Origin of the sequence: Manganibacter manganicus (assembly GCF_002075885.1) — a bacterium.
Taxonomy (GTDB): domain Bacteria; phylum Pseudomonadota; class Alphaproteobacteria; order Rhizobiales; family Rhizobiaceae; genus Mesorhizobium; species Mesorhizobium manganicum.
In genome coordinates this window covers 33,019-52,969 of the sequence record NZ_MDET01000060.1, presented here as the reverse complement: position 1 = coordinate 52,969, position 19,951 = coordinate 33,019, and the positions used below count along the sequence as shown (strand labels likewise).

At 58.5% G+C, this 19,951-nt stretch carries 20 protein-coding genes and 1 pseudogene; 13 read left to right on the top strand and 8 right to left on the bottom strand.

Annotated elements, in window-relative coordinates:
* Positions 1-16: 16 nt before the first annotated feature.
* Both BFN67_RS23225 and BFN67_RS23220 read right to left on the bottom strand, forming a co-directional pair.
* Positions 17-1,303, bottom strand: coding sequence for a dihydroorotase (locus tag BFN67_RS23225; protein WP_080921834.1), 1,287 nt, complete (start codon positions 1,301-1,303; stop codon positions 17-19).
* Positions 1,300-2,265 (bottom strand): aspartate carbamoyltransferase catalytic subunit, encoded by a 966-nt coding sequence (locus tag BFN67_RS23220; protein WP_080921833.1) that lies wholly within the window; start codon positions 2,263-2,265, stop codon positions 1,300-1,302. The genes BFN67_RS23225 and BFN67_RS23220 overlap by 4 nt, the downstream gene beginning before the upstream one ends.
* 155 nt (positions 2,266-2,420) lie before the next feature.
* Here BFN67_RS23220 and BFN67_RS23215 point away from each other — a divergent pair, with 155 nt between their 5' ends.
* Positions 2,421-4,052 (top strand): DNA alkylation response protein, encoded by a 1,632-nt coding sequence (locus tag BFN67_RS23215; protein ID WP_080921832.1) that lies wholly within the window; start codon positions 2,421-2,423, stop codon positions 4,050-4,052.
* 259 nt (positions 4,053-4,311) lie between these two features.
* A pseudogene (locus BFN67_RS25020) lies at positions 4,312-4,602 on the top strand (DUF6105 family protein); the annotation flags it as partial.
* On the opposite strand, the gene ruvX reads toward BFN67_RS25020, so the two are convergent.
* Entirely contained in the window at positions 4,600-5,079 is a 480-nt protein-coding gene (gene ruvX, locus BFN67_RS23205; RefSeq protein ID WP_080921831.1) for a Holliday junction resolvase RuvX, read from the bottom strand. The pseudogene BFN67_RS25020 and the gene ruvX sit on opposite strands and share 3 nt — an antisense overlap.
* An 81-nt stretch (positions 5,080-5,160) precedes the next feature.
* On the opposite strand from ruvX, the gene BFN67_RS23200 reads away from it, so the two are divergent.
* The 7 genes from BFN67_RS23200 (at position 5,161) to BFN67_RS23170 (ending at position 11,510) form a co-directional block, all read left to right on the top strand.
* The gene (locus tag BFN67_RS23200; protein WP_080921830.1) at positions 5,161-5,868 is read left to right on the top strand and encodes a metal-dependent hydrolase; all 708 of its coding nucleotides are present in this window, start codon (positions 5,161-5,163) and stop codon (positions 5,866-5,868) included.
* Between the two features lie 89 nt (positions 5,869-5,957).
* Positions 5,958-6,245: an Asp-tRNA(Asn)/Glu-tRNA(Gln) amidotransferase subunit GatC gene (gatC, locus tag BFN67_RS23195; RefSeq protein WP_080921829.1), complete on the top strand. Its 288-nt coding sequence runs from the start codon at positions 5,958-5,960 to the stop codon at positions 6,243-6,245.
* A 38-nt stretch (positions 6,246-6,283) separates the two neighbouring features.
* Positions 6,284-7,765 carry an Asp-tRNA(Asn)/Glu-tRNA(Gln) amidotransferase subunit GatA gene (gene gatA / locus BFN67_RS23190; RefSeq protein ID WP_080921828.1) on the top strand — a complete coding sequence of 494 codons (1,482 nt, stop codon included), beginning with the start codon at positions 6,284-6,286 and terminating at the stop codon, positions 7,763-7,765.
* A 51-nt stretch (positions 7,766-7,816) separates the two neighbouring features.
* Positions 7,817-8,614: a YdcF family protein gene (locus tag BFN67_RS23185; protein WP_080921827.1), complete on the top strand. Its 798-nt coding sequence runs from the start codon at positions 7,817-7,819 to the stop codon at positions 8,612-8,614.
* Positions 8,615-8,748: 134 nt separating this feature from the next.
* The gene (locus BFN67_RS23180; protein WP_080921934.1) at positions 8,749-10,152 is read left to right on the top strand and encodes an L-serine ammonia-lyase; all 1,404 of its coding nucleotides are present in this window, start codon (positions 8,749-8,751) and stop codon (positions 10,150-10,152) included.
* Between the two features lie 75 nt (positions 10,153-10,227).
* On the top strand, positions 10,228-10,665 hold the full coding sequence (locus BFN67_RS23175; protein ID WP_080921826.1) for a DUF1489 family protein: 438 nt from the start codon (positions 10,228-10,230) through the stop codon (positions 10,663-10,665).
* 155 nt (positions 10,666-10,820) lie between these two features.
* Positions 10,821-11,510, top strand: a complete 690-nt coding sequence (locus tag BFN67_RS23170) for a DnaJ domain-containing protein (RefSeq protein ID WP_080921825.1) — start codon at positions 10,821-10,823, stop codon at positions 11,508-11,510.
* A gap of 44 nt (positions 11,511-11,554) precedes the next feature.
* Here BFN67_RS23170 and BFN67_RS23165 read toward each other — a convergent pair whose 3' ends face one another.
* Positions 11,555-12,877 (bottom strand): D-alanyl-D-alanine carboxypeptidase, encoded by a 1,323-nt coding sequence (locus BFN67_RS23165; RefSeq protein WP_080921824.1) that lies wholly within the window; start codon positions 12,875-12,877, stop codon positions 11,555-11,557.
* Positions 12,878-13,144: 267 nt separating this feature from the next.
* Between BFN67_RS23165 and BFN67_RS23160 the strand changes: the two genes are divergently transcribed.
* From BFN67_RS23160 to clpA, 3 genes are all read left to right on the top strand, one after another.
* A complete protein-coding gene (locus BFN67_RS23160; protein WP_080921823.1) occupies positions 13,145-13,474 on the top strand; it encodes a phasin family protein in 330 nt (109 codons plus the stop codon).
* A gap of 293 nt (positions 13,475-13,767) precedes the next feature.
* Entirely contained in the window at positions 13,768-14,094 is a 327-nt protein-coding gene (gene clpS, locus BFN67_RS23155) for an ATP-dependent Clp protease adapter ClpS (protein WP_192856912.1), read from the top strand.
* 6 nt (positions 14,095-14,100) lie between these two features.
* Positions 14,101-16,560 (top strand): ATP-dependent Clp protease ATP-binding subunit ClpA, encoded by a 2,460-nt coding sequence (clpA, locus tag BFN67_RS23150; RefSeq protein WP_080921822.1) that lies wholly within the window; start codon positions 14,101-14,103, stop codon positions 16,558-16,560.
* Between the two features lie 80 nt (positions 16,561-16,640).
* On the opposite strand, the gene BFN67_RS23145 is transcribed toward clpA, so the two are convergent.
* Positions 16,641-17,063 carry an HIT family protein gene (locus BFN67_RS23145; RefSeq protein WP_080921821.1) on the bottom strand — a complete coding sequence of 141 codons (423 nt, stop codon included), beginning with the start codon at positions 17,061-17,063 and terminating at the stop codon, positions 16,641-16,643.
* Between the two features lie 67 nt (positions 17,064-17,130).
* Here BFN67_RS23145 and BFN67_RS23140 point away from each other — a divergent pair, with 67 nt between their 5' ends.
* Positions 17,131-17,463: a DMT family transporter gene (locus tag BFN67_RS23140; RefSeq protein ID WP_192856911.1), complete on the top strand. Its 333-nt coding sequence runs from the start codon at positions 17,131-17,133 to the stop codon at positions 17,461-17,463.
* Here the strand turns inward: BFN67_RS23140 and BFN67_RS23135 are convergent.
* The 3 genes from BFN67_RS23135 to BFN67_RS23125 are packed head-to-tail and all read right to left on the bottom strand — an operon-like array spanning position 17,432 to position 19,920.
* Positions 17,432-18,670: a GNAT family N-acetyltransferase gene (locus BFN67_RS23135; RefSeq protein ID WP_080921820.1), complete on the bottom strand. Its 1,239-nt coding sequence runs from the start codon at positions 18,668-18,670 to the stop codon at positions 17,432-17,434. The two genes, BFN67_RS23140 and BFN67_RS23135, sit on opposite strands and share 32 nt — an antisense overlap.
* A gap of 42 nt (positions 18,671-18,712) precedes the next feature.
* Complete coding sequence (locus BFN67_RS23130) at positions 18,713-19,441, bottom strand: glycerophosphodiester phosphodiesterase (protein WP_080921819.1); 729 nt, start codon at positions 19,439-19,441, stop codon at positions 18,713-18,715.
* Positions 19,442-19,455: 14 nt separating this feature from the next.
* A complete protein-coding gene (locus BFN67_RS23125) occupies positions 19,456-19,920 on the bottom strand; it encodes a RidA family protein (protein ID WP_080921818.1) in 465 nt (154 codons plus the stop codon).
* Positions 19,921-19,951 lie beyond the last annotated feature (31 nt).

The window sequence follows — 19,951 nt, the reverse complement described above, 5'->3', positions numbered from 1 at the left end:
GCGCATTCTCTGCGCTCTAATCGGAAAACACTGTGCGGCCCGCGACCATGGTTTGCAAGATCCGGCCCTGCAAGCGAGCACCCTCAAAACAGGTGTTTTTGGAACGAGACCGGATTTCGGCTTCGCTGACGATCCACGGCATATCGAGATCGACAAGCACGAGATCGGCAACGGCTCCCGGCCGCAACGTGCCGCCTGGCAGGCCGAATATACGCGCCGGCGCGGTGGATAGCGCATCGATCAACCGAAGCAGCGGAACATCGCCATTGTGGTAAAGCCGCAAGGCTGCCGACAGCAGCGTCTCCAGTCCGATGGCGCCGGCTGCCGCATCGGCAAAGGGAAGACGTTTGGTATCGACGTCCTGCGGATCATGGGACGAAACCACGATATCGACCGTGCCGTCCTTCAGGGCTTCGATCATGGCCGTGCGGTCTTCTTCTGCGCGCAATGGCGGTGCCAGACGGAAAAACGTGCGATATTCGCCAACGTCGTTCTCATTCAGGGCCAGATTGTGGATCGCCAGACCTGCAGTGATGTTCGCGTTGTCGTTCTTTGCCCGCTTTACGGCATCTGTGGCCATCGCAGTGGAAATTTTCGCCGCATGATAGGCGCCGCCGGTCAATCGCGCCAAAGCGAGGTCGCGCTCCAATGGAATCAATTCCGCCTCGCGCGGAATGCCAGGCAGGCCCAGCCAACTGGCATAGAGCCCTTCGTTTATCACGCCGCTCGATGCGAGATCGACATCCTGCGTTTCATGGGCGATGACTGCACCGAAATCCCGCGCATAGGTCAGCGCACGACGCATGACCATTGAATTGGCTATCGTGTGCCGCCCATCGGTAAACGCAACTGCGCCGGCCTCGTGCAACAATCCGAATTCAGTCATTTCACGACCGCTCAGCCCCTTGGTGATGGCGGCTGCGGGAAAAACGTTGACGCACGCCGTCTCTCTTGCCGTGCGCAAGACGAATTCGACGAGCGCAATGTCGTCGATAGTCGGTTCCGTGTCCGGCATCATGACGATGGAGGTAACCCCGCCTGCAGCCGCCGCGATGCTCGCGGATGCGATAGTTTCCCGATGTTCGCCCCCCGGTTCGCCGATGAAAACTCGCGTATCGACCAAACCCGGAACGATAAGCTTGCCTGTGCAGTCGATAATCGTTGCGCCATCAGGCACGCCTTGGTTCAGCGCGGATGAGCCGGCCGCTTCAATCCTTTTGCCGTTGACGACGACGCTGCCGATCTCATCGATACCGCGCGAGGGATCGACAATGCGGGCGTTATGAAAGACCGTAACGCTCATGCCGCGCGCCCCTCCGGGTTACGGCGCGGATCAAGGAGCGCTTCCATCACCGCCATGCGCACGGCAACACCCATCTCGACCTGTTCCTGAATAACGCTTTGCGGCCCGTCTGCGATTTCGGAGGCAATTTCCACGCCTCGGTTCATCGGGCCAGGATGCATGACCAGCGCATCGGGTTTTGCAGCTTTCAATTTTTCTGCGTCGAGCCCGAAATAGCGGAAATATTCCCGTGTCGAAGGCACGAACGCGCCGGCCATGCGCTCGCGTTGAAGACGTAGCATCATGACGACATCGGCGTCCTTCAATCCCTCGGCCATGGAGCGGTGCACGATGACGCCCATCTGCTCGATACCGGTAGGCAACAGGGTTGAAGGAGCCACAACCCGCACCTGTGCGCCGAGCGCGTTGAGAAGAATGATGTTGGAGCGTGCAACGCGGGAATGAAGAATATCGCCGCAGATGGTCACAATCAGTTTGGAGACATTTCCCTTGGCGCGGCGAATGGTAAGCGCATCGAGTAAGGCCTGGGTGGGATGTTCGTGCGTACCATCGCCGGCATTGACCACCGAACAACCAACCTTCTGGGCAAGAAGTGCCGCAGCGCCGGCCGACTGGTGACGAATGACCAGAATGTCGGGCCGCATGGCGTTCAGCGTGATCGCGGTGTCGATCAACGTTTCGCCCTTCTTCACCGAGGAACTGGCCACCGACATGTTCATGACATCGGCGCCAAGCCTTTTACCCGCCAGTTCAAACGACGATTGGGTGCGGGTCGATGCCTCGTAAAAAAGGTTGATCTGGGTGCGGCCGCGTAGCACCGAAGTCTTTTTTTCAGACTGGCGCGAGATCGCAACCGCTTTATCGGCCCGTTGCAAGAGAATTTCGATGTCGTGGGGAGAAAGGTCGCGTATGCCCAGCAGGTGGCGGTGAGGGAAAAGCGGCAGGGGCGAAGTGTCTGTCATCTCAAGCCGGTGCTATAGAATGGGGACGAGGCCGCCGCAAGCGCCAGCGTTGCGTGGTCGGTATTTTCATCGCACTGGCAGCCGGCCTTGGCTATAAACGCGCGAATATTGGCTGCGGATTCGGAACCGTTGCCGGCAGACTGTGAGGACGAGCCGTGACCGACGACGTGACGAATCAGCCGCCGCCGCTGACCGGGGGAAATGCTTGGCGAGGCGACCCGTTGCTGATCCAGCTTGCCGAGCAATTCTCCGAACCGGTGCGCAAGGACCTCGATCAGCTTGGCCGTTTCGTGTTGACGCAGGAAGCCCAGGATCTCGCCCGGCTGGCCAATGTCGAGACGCCGAAATTGCGCACGCATGATCGGCAGGGGCGCCGGCTCGATCTTGTCGAATTTCATCCTGCCTACCATGCCTTGATGCGCCGTTCGGTCGCGAATGGCTTGCATTCCTCGATCTGGGAGAATGGAGAGACCGAGGTCGGCCGTCGCCATCAGGTGCGTGCAGCACGCTTCTACCTGACTGCCGAACTGGAAACGGGCCACCTGTGTCCGATCACCATGACCAGCGCTTCGCTTGCCGCGTTAATGACCAGCCCCAAGCTGTTCCGCGAATGGGCGCCGCGCGTGACAACGCGCAAATACGACCAATCTCAAAAGCCCCCGGTCGAGAAGACCGGCCTCACGCTCGGCATGGGTATGACCGAGAAACAGGGTGGGACCGATGTGCGGGCGAACACGACAAAGGCCGAGCGCGCCGGCTCTACCGGTTTCTACCGGTTGATCGGCCACAAATGGTTCATGTCGGCGCCGATGTCGGATGCTTTTCTCGTGTTGGCGCAGGTGCCGGAGGGCCTGTCGTGCTTTCTCGTGCCGCGCGTGCTCGGCGATGGCTCGGGCAACGGTTTTCGCTTTCAGCGCCTGAAGGACAAGCTTGGAAATCGCTCGAACGCATCATCCGAAGTCGAGTTCGTTAATGCCGTTGGTGAGATGGTCGGCGAACCGGGCTCGGGCGTCCGCACCATCATGGATATGGTGACACTGACACGGCTCGACTGCGCCGTCGCGTCGTCGGCGCTGATGCGGGCAGGGTTGGCGGAAGCCGTGCATCATACGCGTCATCGACAGGTATTCGGCGCCAATCTTGCCGATCAACCATTGATGCAGCGCGTTCTGGCCGACATGGCGCTGGATGTCGCTGCCTCGACGGCGCTGTCCTTCCGCCTCGCGCGGTCATTCGATGAAGCCGCCGGCGACCGCGGTGAAGCGGCGTTCGCGCGCGCGATGACGCCGGTTGTCAAATATTGGGTCTGCAAGATTGCTCCGTCGTTGCTTTACGAGGCGATGGAGTGCCTTGGCGGCAATGGCTATGTCGAGGAAATGCCGCTTGCCCGCTATTATCGCGAGGCGCCGGTCAATGCCATTTGGGAGGGGTCCGGTAATGTCATGGCGCTCGATGTGTTGCGGGTGCTGACGCGCGCGCCGGCCCTTTTCGAAGATGTGCTGGCTGGCATTGACCGTGATCTTGGCGCGAGCGGAAGCGGCACGGTTGGCGTCCTCAAGGCCGCCATGCAGGTGGCGACGACGGATGAAGGTTCCGCTCGCCTGCTTACAGAGCAATTGGCGCTTGCCGCCGCCGCCGCCGAACTGCGACGGCTTGGGGCAGGGCGCATCGCCGATGCCTTCGTGGAAACGCGCCTGGCCGGACAGTGGCGCACCACCTACGGCATGCTTGATTCGCGCCACGATGCGGGACTGATTCTCGATACGCTCTATCCGGTGGCCGCCTGAACGCGAATTCTGTCTGTAAAAAGTAGGTCGAGACGTCGTTCGCGGTCGCTTTGACTGCCGCCACGTTGCATTGCTTTTCATAGTGGACCGCTATTAACCTTAACGAAGGGTTTCCATTGCGAGTCGCCGCCGCAGTGCCCAATGTTCCTCATGAAAGCAGGAACGCTATGCGGCCAGATCGGCTCTCGACATTATTTTGCGGCTATCGAATAGTCGCGCGGCATGCCGGACGGCATTTCCTCACCCCGAGGAAGCGCTGATGCGTTATATATTTGGGCTTTGGCTGGCACCGCTAGTTCTGTTCTGGAGTTGGTTCTTCCTGTCGCTGAACGACATCAATTTCGGCTATGTGATGCTGAGCCGGCAACTCCACGATCTCGTCTTTCAACTCTATGGCGAGATCCTCGGTGTGGACCCGGCGATAATTCCGGGCATGGTCGCCAAGGCGTGCGTTTTTGACAGTTTCCTGCTGGCCGCAATCTGGGCTTTCAGGCGCCGCCGTGAAATCGCAGCATGGCTACGCAGAAAGCGGGGGCTGTCACCGATCTCATCGGACGGAAGCTCCAAGGCCCCGCAGGCGGTCCAGAACGCCCTGCAGGATGAAGGCGGCAGCCGCCGAATCGATCTTGCCGGCACGCTTGGCGCGCGAGACGTCCATTTCGATAAGGGTTCGTTCAGCAGCCACGGTCGATAGGCGCTCGTCCCACAAGACGAAGGGCAGAGGCGTCAAAGGCGCCATATTGCGCACGAAGGCGCGAGATTTTTGTGCGCGCGGGCCTTCCGAGCCGTCCATGTTGATTGGCAGGCCGATAACGATGGCGCCGACGTTTTCCACCGTGAGGAGTTCAAGGAGCATTGCCGCGTCGCGTGAAAATTTCTTGCGAACAATCACCGGGCGCGGATGCGCAAAAGTATGCCGCTGATCCGAGATGGCAAGGCCGATGGTCTTGTCACCGAGGTCGAGGCCGGCCAGCGTCTTGCCGTCTGAAAGCAGTGCGGGAAGGCTCTCGACTGCAATGATACCCATGAGCGTTTTCAAGGCTTTCTTTTGACATGCGTTGGCCGCGTTCTATCCTCATAGCAAGGAAAAATCGAGGAGACGTCTTCCATGAAACTGACCTGGTATGGCCATTCCGCTTTCGGCGTCGAGACGGACAAGCTGAAAATTCTCATTGATCCTTATCTTGTCGGAAATCCGTCATGGCACGGAGGATGGGAGGGGCCGGCCGAAGGCACCACCCATGTGCTGCTCACCCACGGGCATGACGATCATATCAGTGGCGCTCTCGAGGTCTTGAGAAAAACCGGCGCGATGCTCGTCGCCAATTTTGAAATCTGCATGTATCTCGTCGGCAAGGGCGTCAGCGATGGTAAGATCAACCCCGGCAATATCGGCGGCACCGTCGATTGTGGCGGTTTCACCACGACATTCGTGCAGGCATTGCATTCATCTTCGACACAGGGGCGCGATGGTGGAAATACCTATCTTGGCAATCCGGGCGGACTTGTCTTGCACTTCCCGGATGAAAAGACGCTCTATCACATGGGCGATACCGACATTTTCTCCGACATGGCCCTGATTAACGAACTGCATGAACCGGCAATCGGCATTGTGCCGATCGGTGACCGTTTCACCATGGGCGGCGCGGTGGCTGCTCTCGCTTGTCGTCGCTTCTTTAAGTTCGAGACGGTCGTGCCATGTCATTTCGGTACATTCCCGATCATCGACCAGTCAGCGGACAAGTTCATCGCTGGGATGGAAGGCTCAGGCGTGAAGGTGGCGGTGCCAAAGATCGGTGAAACCCTCGAAATTTAGGTTGTCTTCCTACGATCGAGCGGTCGGCCATGTTGCGCCCGCCGTCCGGCGCGGCTATAGCGCGGGCAGGTTTTTCTAAGGCTTGATCCATGTCTGTTGATCTTCATACCGTCAAGCGCGTCGCGCGCCTTGCCCGCATCGCGGTAAGCGAGGAAGAGGCAGGGCGTATGGCCGGCGAACTGAACGCTATTTTAGGCTTTGTCGAGCAGTTGAGCGAGGTGGATGTCACCGACGTCGAGCCGATGACATCGGTGACGCTGATGGAGATGAAGAAGCGTCAGGATGTGGTAACGGACGGCGCCAAGGCGTCCGATATCGTTGCCAACGCGCCGGCGACCGAGGAGAATTTCTTCCTCGTGCCAAAGGTCGTGGAATAGATAAAAGTGGCAATATCTTACAAAAAGAGTCTGTTCGAATGACCGACCTGACCCGACTGACAATTGCGCAGGCGCGTGAAAAGCTGCGGGCAAAAGAGATTACGGCGGTCGAACTGACCGACTCCTATCTCGCCGCCATCGATGCTGCCAATCCGGCCCTTAACGCCTATGTCGCTGTGACGCATGACAAGGCGCGTGACATGGCCAGGGCGTCCGACGCGAGGCTTGCCGAAGGGCAGGGCGGGGCGCTGGAGGGGATTCCGCTGGGGATCAAGGACCTGTTCGCTACCGAAGGCGTGCACACGCAGGCGTGCAGCCATGTGCTCGACGGTTTCAAGCCGCGCTATGAATCGACCGTCAGTGCCAATCTGTGGGCCGACGGCGCGGTCATGCTGGGTAAGTTGAATATGGACGAGTTCGCTATGGGCTCATCCAATGAAACGTCTTATTACGGGCCGGTCATCAACCCGTGGCGCGCGGAAAGTTCAAACAGGCAGCTTGTGCCCGGTGGCTCGTCCGGCGGCTCGGCGGCTGCCGTTTCTGCCTTCCTATGTTCCGGTGCCACTGCAACCGATACAGGCGGTTCGATCCGCCAACCGGCGGCATTTACGGGTACAGTCGGCATCAAGCCGACTTATGGCCGCTGCTCGCGCTGGGGCATTGCCGCTTTCGCTTCGTCGCTCGATCAGGCTGGTCCCATTGCCCGTGACGTGCGCGATGCCGCGATCCTCCTGAAGTCGATGGCATCGGTGGATAAGAAGGATACGACTTCGGTCGATCGCCCGGTGCCTGACTATGAAGCTGCTATCGGCCGGTCGCTCAAGGGCATGAAGATCGGCATTCCGCGTGAATACCGGGTCGATGGCACGCCGCAGGAGATCGAGGATCTGTGGCGCAAGGGCATCGACTGGCTCCGCGAAGCTGGCGCCGAAATTGTCGATATTTCGCTGCCACACACCAAATACGCACTGCCAGCCTATTATATCGTTGCGCCGGCCGAAGCGTCTTCCAACCTGGCGCGCTACGACGGCGTGCGCTATGGTTTGCGCGTGCCGGGCAAGGACATCGTAGATATGTACGAAAAGACGCGCGCTGCCGGCTTCGGCCGGGAGGTCAAGCGTCGTGTCATGATCGGCACTTATGTTCTGTCTGCCGGCTATTACGATGCCTATTATCTCCAGGCGCAGAAGGTCCGCACGCTGATCAAGAAGGATTTCGAAGACGTTTTCGCAGCGGGCGTCGATGCCATCCTGACACCGGCCACGCCATCCGCCGCATTTGGCATCGCGGACGAAGAGATGAACGCCGATCCGGTCAAAATGTACCTCAACGACATCTTCACCGTTACGGTCAACATGGCCGGCCTTCCCGGCATTGCTGTTCCAGGCGGGCTTGATGCAAACGGTCTGCCGCTTGGCCTCCAGCTCATTGGCCGGCCGTTCGATGAGGAGACGCTCTTCCAGACCGCTCATGTGATTGAACAGGCGGCCGGAACCTTCCAGCCACCGAAATGGTGGTAGTCGGCCAACTTCAGGCCGCCGTGCCGCGGTTCGCTTTCAAGTAGTGGGTTGATGTTCTTTGTCCTGTCGAAGGTCGGCTGGTTTCTGGTGCAACCGATCGATTTGACGATTCTGCTGCTTCTGGGAGCTGTCATCGTCGGTCTGTTTGGGTGCCGGCGTCTGTCGCTGGGCCTGAGTGGTGCAGGGCTTCTTGTGCTGACGTTATCGGCTTGGACATCGCTCGGTTCATTGATGCTGAATCCTCTGGAAGAACGGTTTCCGCGACCGAATTTGCCGGACAAGATCGACGGCATCGTGGTGTTGGGCGGCGGCTTCGAGGGGGCGATCAATCTTGCCCGTGGCGGCTATGAATTGAACAGCGGCGGCGACCGCTTCGTCGCAACGGCCATCTTGGCGCGGCGCTTCCCGGCGGCAAAAATAGTCATCTCCGGCGGCGTTGGCACCCTGATTCTCGACGGGGAGGCCGATGCCGCGACGGCGCCGCGTCTGCTTATGGCACTCGGTGTGGCGCCTGAACGGTTGATACTTGAAGACCAGTCGCGCAACACGTACGAAAATGCGATTTTTACCCAGGCCTTGGTCTCACCTCAGCGCGGCGAGACATGGCTCTTGGTTACGTCGGCCTTTCATATGCCGCGCGCGATGGCTCTGTTTGAGAAGACAGGTTTTCCCGTCCTTCCATGGCCGGTCGATTATCGAACAACGGGCAGGGAAGGCATCGGTTTTTTCACGGATAATCCGATTGATGCACTGGAGGTTACGAATCTCGCTTTGCGCGAATGGATCGGGCTTCTGGCCTATTCGCTGACGGGCCGGATCGATTCGCCATTTCCTGCGCCTCGGAGGTGATCGTCGCCATTTGTTTATGTCGCGGCTGGAGCAGGCAAGGTCGGGCCGCGCGGCGCTTTGTTGCAGAATTTGACGTCACATCCGCGCAGAATTCTTATATCTGGTTCAGCTTATTGCTCGGGAGCAGCCCCAAGGTGTTTCTTTCGGTTTTTGACCTGTTCAAGATCGGCATAGGGCCATCGAGTTCACACACGATGGGACCCATGACGGCTGCCGGGCGTTTCCTGGAGGAATTGTCCGGGAACGATTGGCCACGACCCGCCGGGGCAAGTGTCGCTCGGCTCGCAGCCAGCCTGCACGGCTCGCTCGCTTACACCGGTATTGGGCACGGCACAGACCGTGCCGTCATACTTGGTCTGGCCGGCAAAAATCCGCAGACGGTCGATCCCGATGAGGCTGATGAAATCGTTTCAGGGGTACGTGCCCGCAAACAGGTCTCGCCCCTTGGCCACCCTGCTTATCGCTTCGACCCTTCGATGGATCTGGTTATGGACCGCAAGACGGCGTTGCCGGGGCATGCCAACGGCATGATCTTCTATGCCTATGATGGCGACGATCAGCTTCTGCTCAAGCGGGTCTATTATTCCATCGGCGGCGGCTTCGTCGTTTCGGAGGAGGAACTGCAGCGCATGAAGGCGCCGGGTTCTGCCCGCACGGATACAAGGAAGGTGCCTTATCCGTTCAAGAAGGCCCATGAAATGCTGGCGATGGCAGCAGAAAGCGGACTTTCCATCGCCGACATGAAGCGTGCGAACGAAGAAACCCGGATGTCTCGCCTCGAGCTTGACGAAGGACTTGACCACATCTGGGATGCGATGAAATCCTGCATCGACCGTGGGTTGTCGCAAGATGGGATCATGCCGGGCGGACTGAAAGTGCGCAGACGAGCGCGACAGTTGCATGACCGATTGCAGGAACAATGGCAGCGGAATCGGCCTAACCCGTTACTCGCGAACGACTGGCTTTCGATCTACGCCATGGCGGTCAATGAAGAAAACGCCGCTGGCGGTCGCGTCGTCACCGCACCGACAAATGGAGCTGCCGGAACACTACCGGCCGTGCTGCGCTACTGGCTGCATTTCCACCCGGAAGCCGATCAGAAAAGTCTCCGCGATTTTCTGCTCACAGCGGCGGCGGTGGGCGGTATCATCAAGACCAATGCTTCGATCTCGGGGGCCGAGGTTGGTTGCCAAGGTGAAGTGGGTTCGGCATCGGCCATGGCTGCCGCTGGCCTGTGTGCGGTGATGGGTGGCTCGGCGGAGCAGGTGGAGAATGCCGCGGAAATCGCCCTTGAACATCACCTCGGCATGACGTGCGACCCGATTGGCGGCCTTGTGCAGGTGCCGTGTATCGAGCGCAATGCTCTCGGCGCGGTCAAGGCGGTGACGGCAGCTTCGCTGGCGATAAAGGGCGACGGCAAGCATTTCGTTCCGCTCGACGCCGCCATAGAGACAATGCGGCAAACCGGCCTCGACATGAGTGAGAGATACAAGGAAACCAGCCTTGGCGGATTGGCTGTCAATGTTGTTGAATGTTGATGGCGTGACCATTGGTCCTGTGGAGAAGTCAGCAGGCACGTTGACCCGCGCCCGCATCAGCTTAACGTTTCCGATATGGCTCTTAACCTCATAAAGCTCTGTGTCGGCGCTGACAGCGTCGAGGATCTGGAAGAATGGATTGCCGAGCGACTGGAAGAGCACCGGCGCAAAGGCGAACCGGTCGAGCAGTATCATACCACTCGCATGGTGCCCACGCGGGCTGCCGAGATCATCAATAGCGGGTCGCTATACTGGGTCATCAAGGGCAGCGTGCAATGTCGGCAGCGCATTGTCGATATCCGGCCGTTCAGGGATGCCGAGGGTATAGGGCGCTGCCATCTGGTCTTTGACCCATTGGTGGTCCGTACCAGGTGGCAACCGCGCCGCGCCTTTCAGGGGTGGCGGTACCTGAAAACATCTGACGCGCCCGCCGATCTAGGAGGTGGAAAACACCGCGTCGGCGAAATCCCCCCGAAGCTTAGACAGGAACTAGCCGACCTCGGTCTCTTGTGACGAGACATGTCACGCGCATCTTTTGCTGAGAAGCGCCGTTACGGAATCTTGCCAATTCTCGATATCGAGAGCCATTATTCGGGCAGGCGCGCTGTAGCGTGATGGCCAGATAGGCGCGACCCGACAGAAGCCACGAAACACGATGGCGAAGCGAAATGAGCGTATTGGTTCCGGTCGTAGGTTTACTGTTGCTGACGGTCGCAGCGCTAACCATTTTTCTGCGCGCCGATCCATTATCCTTGGCGTCGGGGTTGAAACGCTTCGGGGTTTTGACGCTCGGAGCCATTGGGTTAATCGCACTTGTTCTTGGGCGCGTCGGACTGGCGGCGGCGGCTTTTGCAATCGCATTCGCCTGCTTCGTTGCGTTTCAGAAAAGGCAAGCATTTGTCCAAAGCCGTCGTTCCATGGTGCGAACCGCAGCATTGGAGATGGAGCTTGATTATCATACCGGCGAATTGGAAGGGCAGGTGCTGGCTGGTCACCATGAAGGGCGGATGTTGAGCACAATGAGTTTTCGCGAGTTGCAGCAGCTTTACCGTGAAGTCGCGACAGATCCCGAGAGCTTACAGCTACTGGAGACGTATCTTGACGGCCGTTTTCCCATCTGGCGCAAAAACGCTGATCCGCACGGTCGCCAGAGGTTGCGTGTTTCGCCAGGTCCGAGCCCCATGACTAAGGAGGAGGCTTACAAGGTCCTTGGTCTTGAAACGGGAGCCGCTGCGGCGGATATCCGCAAGGCGCACCGCCGCCTGATGCAACGCCTGCATCCCGACGTCGGGCAGACGTCGTTCCTGGCGGCGCGCATCAACAAAGCCAAGGACATCCTGCTCTCCAATCACGACTGACTCTCCTTCGACGCGATACGTTCCGAAGTTTTTCCCAAGCAGTTCTATTGTTGGATCGCGTAGCAGGCGATCTTCTTCTTCTTCAATGCGCGGCACGCATCCCACGCATCATCCTTGGAGCCGAAACCGCCAAATCGAGCGCGATAATAGGTTGTGCCGTTTTTCTGGAAAGCCATTGTGAAACCCGACGCGTCGGCGAGAACCGCCTTGGCTTTCTGTGACGTCGTCTCGAGGAAATGATGGGCACCGGCCTGGGTCGGGGTCGACGCAACCTGCACCACCCAACCTGACGGAACTGAAGCGGTTCTTACGGGATCAATCGATTGCTCAGGCTCTGCATAGGCTTGCGCTACTGCGGTCACCGGGATCGCGGCGGGTGGTGTCGGGCCGTCATCCGTCGTCGAGGCTATCCTAGTTTCGGGCCGATCACCGGGGATCGGAGCATCCTGCTTCGGTAGGAGCTTGGCGATGGCGGCAACTGGTGAGGTGTTGTCGTTTTTGGCGATCAGATCACCACCGCCGCGCCGCGAGGCTTTCGGCAGATATTTCTTGATCAGATGCGCCATCTCGTTATCGCGCGAACGGCCAGAGGAGCCGCCCATGACGACAGCAACCAGGTGCCGCCCATTGTCGGCAACCGATGTCACCAGGTTGAACCCAGAGGCGCGCGTGTATCCGGTCTTGATGCCGTCAACACCTTTGATGCGGCCAAGCAAGCGATTATGACCATTGATGCGGCGCTTGCCATACATGAATGAACGCACGGAGAAATAATGGTAGTACTGGGGGAAGTGTTCACGGAGCGCGATGCCCAAGATCGCCATGTCATGCGCCGTGGTGAACTGCCCCGTATTCGGCAGCCCGTTCGCGTTACGAAACACCGTGCTCTTCATGCCGAGAGCCCGTGCCTTCGAAGTCATCATACGGGCGAAATTCTCCTCGCTGCCACCGAGAAACTCGCCTGTGGCGGTTGCTGCGTCATTGGCCGATTTGGTGACCATCGATAGAATTGCAGTTTCGACCGTAATGGAATCGCCCTTCTTGACGCCGAGTTTGGTCGGTGGTTCCGCTGCCGCATTGGCAGAAAAGGGAACTCGCGTCGATTTGCTTATCTTGCCCTTTGCGAGAGCTTCGAACGTCAGATAGAGCGTCATCATCTTGGTCAGGGAGGCGGGGTAGCGGCGGCTATTCGCATCTGAAGAATAGAGGGTCTTGCCGGTGTTGGCATCGATGACCAATGCCGAATGGGGCGCGGCCAGCGTCATCGTCGAGGTGACTATTACCAGCACCAACGCGGCCACCAACGCTTTGGCAGTTCTCAACGGAGATGGGGTTTCGGAAATGATTCTAGCCGACGCCTGACGCACTGCTACTTCCTTTGAATTATAGTTGCGTGGAGGCGGCAAAGGTTCCTGCCTCGCTTTCCGGGGAAGTTACGGAGCCAGCGTTACCAATCCGTTTATGGTAACTATCCCGTTCATTATTTTTCGGGAAATTGAGCTGCCTTTTACGAATATACCGGGTGAAGGAGGCCGTCGGTGATGCGGCACGCATTGATTTTTTGTGCGTCGCTACATAGATTGCTGCATTGCACAATGAAATATCACTGAGCGATCTTATGAAAGGAATGTGAGATGCCTCAGAGCTTTGATGATTTCGGCAAGTACGGACGCGAGTTCACCGATACCGGCCTGAAGAGTTTTGCGTCGCTGTCGACGGGCGCACAGACGATTGCCGTCGAAGCAGGTGAGTATATGAAGAAGAGCCTGGAAGCTGGTGCAGTGGTTGTAGAGAAACTGCTCTCTGCCCAGTCGTTCGAGAACGCTTTAGATATTCAGGCAGACTATGCCAGACAGTCTTATCAGGGGTTTGTGGCAGAGGCGACAAAGCTCGGTGAGCTTTATGCCGAACTTGCATCGGATATCTACAAGCCGTTCGAGTCGACTGTTGCCAAGGCGAGTTGAGCGCCCCCTGAACATCATTCCGGAGATTGCGCCCTCCTGATCGCGCGCCGCTACAACTTAAAGGACCCGGCCATGGATAGCCGGGTTTTCCGCTTTAGGAGGTGGAAACCCTTTCCCGATTGCTCTCATGATTTCGAAAATCGCTGAAGATTGGTTGCTCACCATATTGTCACCTAATCAGAAGGGCTTAAAATCCTTGTCAGGACACCTACATGTCGAACGCGCATGGGGATTCGTTCCAGAGGCAGGATTACGTGACGAACAGTTTGACTGCCACGGCAAGGGTGGCGCGAATGCAGGAAGGTAGCGGCGGCAATGGTGCCGGGCGCGGAACTGCAGTCATTTCGCGCACCAAAACCAAAACCAAGAAGCCGAGCCTTTACCGGGTTCTGATCCTCAACGACGACTACACCCCAATGGAATTCGTGGTTCATGTGCTGGAGCGTTTTTTTCAGAAGGATCGCGAAGCCGCCACACGTATCATGCTTCATGTCCACAACCACGGCGTGGGCGAGTGTGGGGTCTATACTTTCGAGGTGGCCGAGACCAAAGTGTCTCAGGTCATGGATTTCGCCCGACAAAATCAGCATCCGCTGCAATGCGTGATGGAGAAGAAGTGAGGTAACATGCCGGCTTTTTCCCAAGGCCTGGAAAAGGCGCTTCATCAAGCGCTGACGCTCGCCAATGAGCGTCACCATGAATATGCAACTCTCGAACACCTGCTACTGGCTTTGATCGATGATGCAGAGGCGGCTGCGGTTATGCGCGCCTGTAACGTCGATCTTGATGAGCTGAAACACACAGTCCTCAACTATATTGATACCGAACTCGATAATCTTGTGACCGGCTACGATGAAGATTCCAAGCCGACGGCGGGATTTCAGAGGGTCATTCAGCGTGCTGTCATTCATGTGCAGTCGTCCGGCCGTGAAGAGGTATCGGGTGCCAACGTGCTTGTTGCGATCTTCGCTGAGCGCGAGAGTCACGCTGCTTATTTCCTGCAAGAGCAGCAGATGACGCGATATGACGCGGTCAATTACATCTCCCACGGTATAGCCAAACGACCAGGCGTTTCCGAAAGTCGCGCACCGCGCGGAGCGGAAGACGAGCAAGGCGGGTCTGGATCGGATCAGCAGGACGATACGGCCAAAAAAAAGCAGCAGGACGCGCTGACGGCGTATTGCGTCAACCTCAATGAGAAGGCGAAAACCGGGCGAATTGATCCGCTGATTGGGCGGGCGACAGAGATCAATCGTACGATTCAGGTGCTTTGCCGCCGTTCGAAGAACAATCCGCTCTATGTCGGTGACCCCGGCGTTGGTAAAACGGCGATCGCCGAGGGCCTTGCCAAGCGCATCGTAGAGGGCGACGTGCCCGAAGTGCTACTCGACGCGACCATCTTTGCACTCGACATGGGTACGCTTCTGGCCGGTACACGCTACCGCGGCGATTTCGAGGAGCGGCTGAAGCAGGTGGTCAAGGAACTTGAAGATTATCCGGGAGCGGTCCTGTTCATCGACGAAATTCACACGGTGATCGGCGCCGGAGCCACGTCAGGTGGAGCAATGGATGCTTCGAACCTGCTCAAGCCGGCGCTTTCCTCGGGCGCGATCCGCTGTATCGGTTCAACGACTTACAAGGAATTCCGCCAGTTCTTCGAGAAGGACCGTGCGCTGGTTCGCCGCTTCCAAAAGATCGACGTCAATGAGCCGACGGTCGAGGACGCCATCGAGATCATGAAAGGCCTACGCCCGTATTTCGAGGAGTTTCACAAGGTCAAGTACACCAGCGACGCGATCAAGGCTTCGGTAGAGCTTTCGGCTCGCTATATCAGCGATCGCAAACTGCCCGACAAGGCGATCGACGTGATCGACGAGAGCGGGGCTTCGCAGATGTTGCTGCCCGAAGGTAGTCGCAAAAAGACGATCGGTATCAAGGAAATCGAGGCGACCATTGCCACAATGGCGCGTATTCCTCCAAAAACGGTCTCGGCCGACGACGAGAAGGTTCTGTCCGGCCTCGAAGTCGAACTGAAACGGGTCGTTTATGGTCAGGACACCGCCATCACGGCATTGACTTCGGCGATCAAGTTGGCGCGGGCTGGCCTGCGCGAACCGGAAAAGCCGATCGGCTCCTACCTGTTCTCAGGTCCGACCGGCGTTGGCAAGACCGAGGTCGCCAAGCAATTGGCCGCTTCGCTCGGCGTCGAACTGATCCGCTTCGACATGTCGGAATATATGGAGCGCCATACCGTCTCGCGGCTCATCGGGGCACCTCCCGGCTATGTCGGGTTCGATCAGGGTGGTCTGCTCACAGATGGCGTCGACCAGCACCCGCATTGCGTGCTGTTGCTGGACGAGGTCGAGAAGGCGCATCCCGACCTATTCAACATCCTGTTGCAGGTAATGGATCACGGTAAGTTGACCGACCATAACGGCAAGCAGATCGACTTTCGCAACGTGGTCCTGATCATGACGACCAATGCGGGCGCATCCGATGCACAGCGCGCGGCCATCGGGTTTGGCTCGACCAAGCGGGAAGGTGACGACGTGGAGGCGATTAACCGCCTATTCACGCCGGAGTTCCGCAATCGCCTCGATGCCATCATTCCATTCGGCTCACTGCCGGTGCCGGTGGTGCATAAGGTGGTGCAGAAGTTTGTCATGCAACTTGAGGCGCAACTTGCCGATCGTGGTGTCACCTTTGACCTCGCGCCGGAAGCTATCGCCTGGCTCGCCGAGCGAGGTTACGACGAGCGTATGGGCGCGCGGCCATTGGGTCGTGTCATCCAGGAGCACATCAAGAAGCCGTTGGCCGATGAGGTGCTGTTTGGAAAGCTCAAGAAGGGTGGCACGGTTCGTGTCACAGTCGAGAAGGCAGAAACCGGTGAAACCAAGCTGAAGCTGGAATCGCTGGCGGACGAAACGCCAGTAAAGCCCAAGAAAGAACCTGAGGAGGCGCCCAAGCCTCGCAAGGCTTCTGCCAGGAAGGCGGCAGCGAAGCCGGCCAAGAGCAAGCAGCAGCCCAAGGGCAAGGAAGGCGGCGGCAAGCGCAGCCTGGTTCCGCAACTTCCTCGGAAGAACTGACCTCTGCCGATCAATGCATTGATAAAAAAGCCCCGGAAGCGGGGCTTTTTTGAATCTGGGCTATTCGAATGCGGAAACACTCACCTTGCCAGTGCGGCGCGGATTTTCTCGGCATTTGCAGAAAGGACGCCGGGCTTTTCCATTTCGCCGGTATGAGGCTTGAGGGGGATTCCCTCGAATCTCGGAATGACATGGAAATGGAGATGAAAGACGCTCTGGCCTGACGCAGCTTCGTTGAACTGCATAATGGCAACTCCGTCGGCGTCGAAGGCTTCCTTGGCTGCTTTCGCCACTTTTTGCACGACCCGCATGACGCCGTCGAATATAGAAGGGTCGGCGTCGAGCAGATTGCGGGAAGGGACTTTCGGTACAACCAGTGTGTGGCCCATTCCCTGTGGCATAACATCCATGAAGGCAATGGCCGCATCATCTTCATAGACGCGATGCGACGGAATTTCGTCGCGCATGATCTTGGCGAAGATGTTGTCATTGTCGTAAGCCATGATTGTCCTTTCGTCTTGCTTTCCACATCATCGCTTCGCCTGGCTGCGAATCAAGAGGCCCTTCATGCTGCGGAATTATCTTTATCTGGGAATTGCGGTCCTGTTCGAGGTCGCGGCGACCACCGCCTTGAAGGAAACGCAGGGATTTACCCGTCTGATACCTTCGCTGATCGTTGTCGTCGGTTATGCTTTCGCCTTCTATTTCCTGTCCTTGACGGTGCGGACCATGCCGGTCGGTATCGTCTATGCGTTGTGGTCCGGCGCCGGCATTGTTCTGGTCGCTGCGTTTGGCTGGCTGTGGTTCCGGCAAGGCCTCGATTTCCCGGCGATGGCAGGCATGGCGTTGATCATGGCCGGGGTCATTGTCATCAATCTGTTTTCGAAGACGCTGGTGCATTGATCTGGTCTTCCGCCTTGCGAAACGGCGTGTGTTCTTCGAGGTAGCCGCTCACGCTGGCGACTTCCCGCCGCTCGCGCCGCAGATAGCCCGCGACCGCGTTGCGCAAGCCTGAATGGGCGATGTAATGCGCGGAATGGGTGGTCACAGGGCGATAGCCACGCGCCAGCTTGTGTTCCCCCTGCGCGCCGGCCTCGACGATTTTCAGCTTCTTCTCGATGGCGAAATCGATGGCCTGATGGTAGCAGACCTCGAAATGCAGGAAGGGGTGATCCTCGATGCAGCCCCAGTTGCGGCCGTAGAGCGTATCCGAGCCGATGAAATTGATCGCGCCGGCGATATAGCGGCCGTCGCGCTTTGCCATTACCAGAAGGATGTCGTCGGCCATCCGCTCGCCGATCAGCGAGAAGAACGTTCGGTTAAGATAGGGGCGACCCCATTTGCGGCTGCCGGTATCCATATAGAAGGCGAAAAAATCATCCCACACGCTCTCGGTCAGGTCGCGCCCGGTCAGCCACTCGATGGTGACGCCTTCACCGAGCGCCGCGCGCCGCTCCTTCTTCAGCGCCTTGCGCTTGCGTGAGGCGAGTGTCGCCAGAAATTCCTCGTAAGTGGAAAAGCCGTCATTGAAGAAATGAAACTGCTGGTCGATCCGGTGCAGGAACCCGGCGGCCTCAAGCGCCTCCATATCGGACAGGCCAGCGAAAGTCGCATGAGCGGAGGATGCGCCGAGCCTGTCGGTAACCAGCTTGAGCGCCGTGCACAGGCCCGCTTTGACGGTAGTTTCGTCTTCGTCATCCGCGACCAGCAGGCGAGGGCCGGTAGCAGGCGTGAAAGGTACGCTGCATTGCAACTTGGGATAGTAGTTGCCCCCGGCGCGCTCAAAGGCATCGGCCCAACCATGGTCGAAGACATATTCGCCCTGGCTGTGCGATTTCAGATAGCAGGGGACGACGCCCAGCAATTTGCCGTTGCCGTCTTCAAGACGCAAATGATGGCCCTGCCAGCCGGTCTGCTGGATGGCACATCCGGAATCTTCAAGAGACGATAGAAAAGCAAATGAAAGGAATGGGTTATATTCGCCAGTTGAACTGTTACTTGTGCCGGTAAGCCGACCCCATTCCTCGGGCGTGAAAGCGCCTATGCTTGTGGCGATGCGCACGGCATATGCCGCCTTTGTCTCGCCCTGCGCTTCCTCACCTTGGTCCATTCGCCTTACTTAAGTGTCGCTCCAGCGCATGCAAGCCTCGCCTCAGGCTGTGCGCACGAGGTCGGGCTCGAAACCTTCGAACGTCATCTGGTCGGCATATCTGAAGGTGAGATCGACCGCCGACTGATCGAGCACCGTCCAGGTGATGACTGGCATGTTCAGCCTTTCACGCACGAAGCTGACGAAGGGGTTGGGCAGGTCGCCGGCCGCATAAGACGTGAAGGCGATGTCGTGCGCCAGCATGGAAAAATGTGCTTCCAGCAGGCTGTTGTCGCGGCCATAGGCGGTCAACCCGCCGGGAATGCCAGGCGCATGCTTGGCGAAATCGCGGATCAGCCAGTGGTCGAAGGACATGATCGCCGCCTTGCCCTTATAGCGGGCAAGCTGTTCGCCAACGCGCGCGACGAGCCCTTCATCGCGCCCCGGCGTGCCCTTGACCTCGATGACGAGCGGCACCCGACCATCGACAAGCGCCAGCACCTCGGCCAGCGTCGGAACGTGATCGGTCGTGCCACCGACACGCAGCGCGCCGAGTTCCGCAGCCGTGCGTTGCCAGACAAAGCCGTCCTCGCCGGTCAAGCGCTTGAGATTGTCGTCATGAATGACGACCGGCACGCCATCTGAAGACAGGTGCGCGTCGCACTCGATCGAATAGCCGCGCCTCGCGGCCGCATCGAAGGCTGAAAGCGTGTTTTCCCAGCGCGTCTTGTTGCTGTCGTGCAGGCCGCGATGGGCGACGGGATGGGCGGTAAGCCAGGACAGGTCTGACATGAGCGCTATCCGTCTTACTCGACTTCCAGAACGGCTTCGACCTCGACGGCTGAGTTCAGCGGCAGGGCCGCCATGCCGACCGCGACGCGCGCATGCTTGCCGCGCTCGCCAAGGACCGTGGCGAACAGGTCGGATGCGCCATTGCCGACCAGATGCTGTTCGATGAAGTCCGGCGTCGAGGCGACATAGATATTGATCTTCACCAGCCGGCGAATCTTTTCGAGATCGCCGAGCGCAGCCTTGGCCTGCGCCAGCACGTTGACGGCGCACCATTTGGCGGCTTCCTGGCCTTTGGTGGTGTCGAGATCACGACCGAGCAGGCCGGTAAAGGCCAGCTTGCCGTCCTTGATGGGCAACTGGCCGGACGGGAACAGCAGATTGCCGCTGCGGACAAATGGCACATAATTGGCTGCCGGTGCCGCCGCCACCGGAAGCGTGATGCCCAGATCGCCCAGCCGCTTTTCGATTGTTCCGCCCATGATCAAAATCCTGTTCCTGTATCGGTCGTTG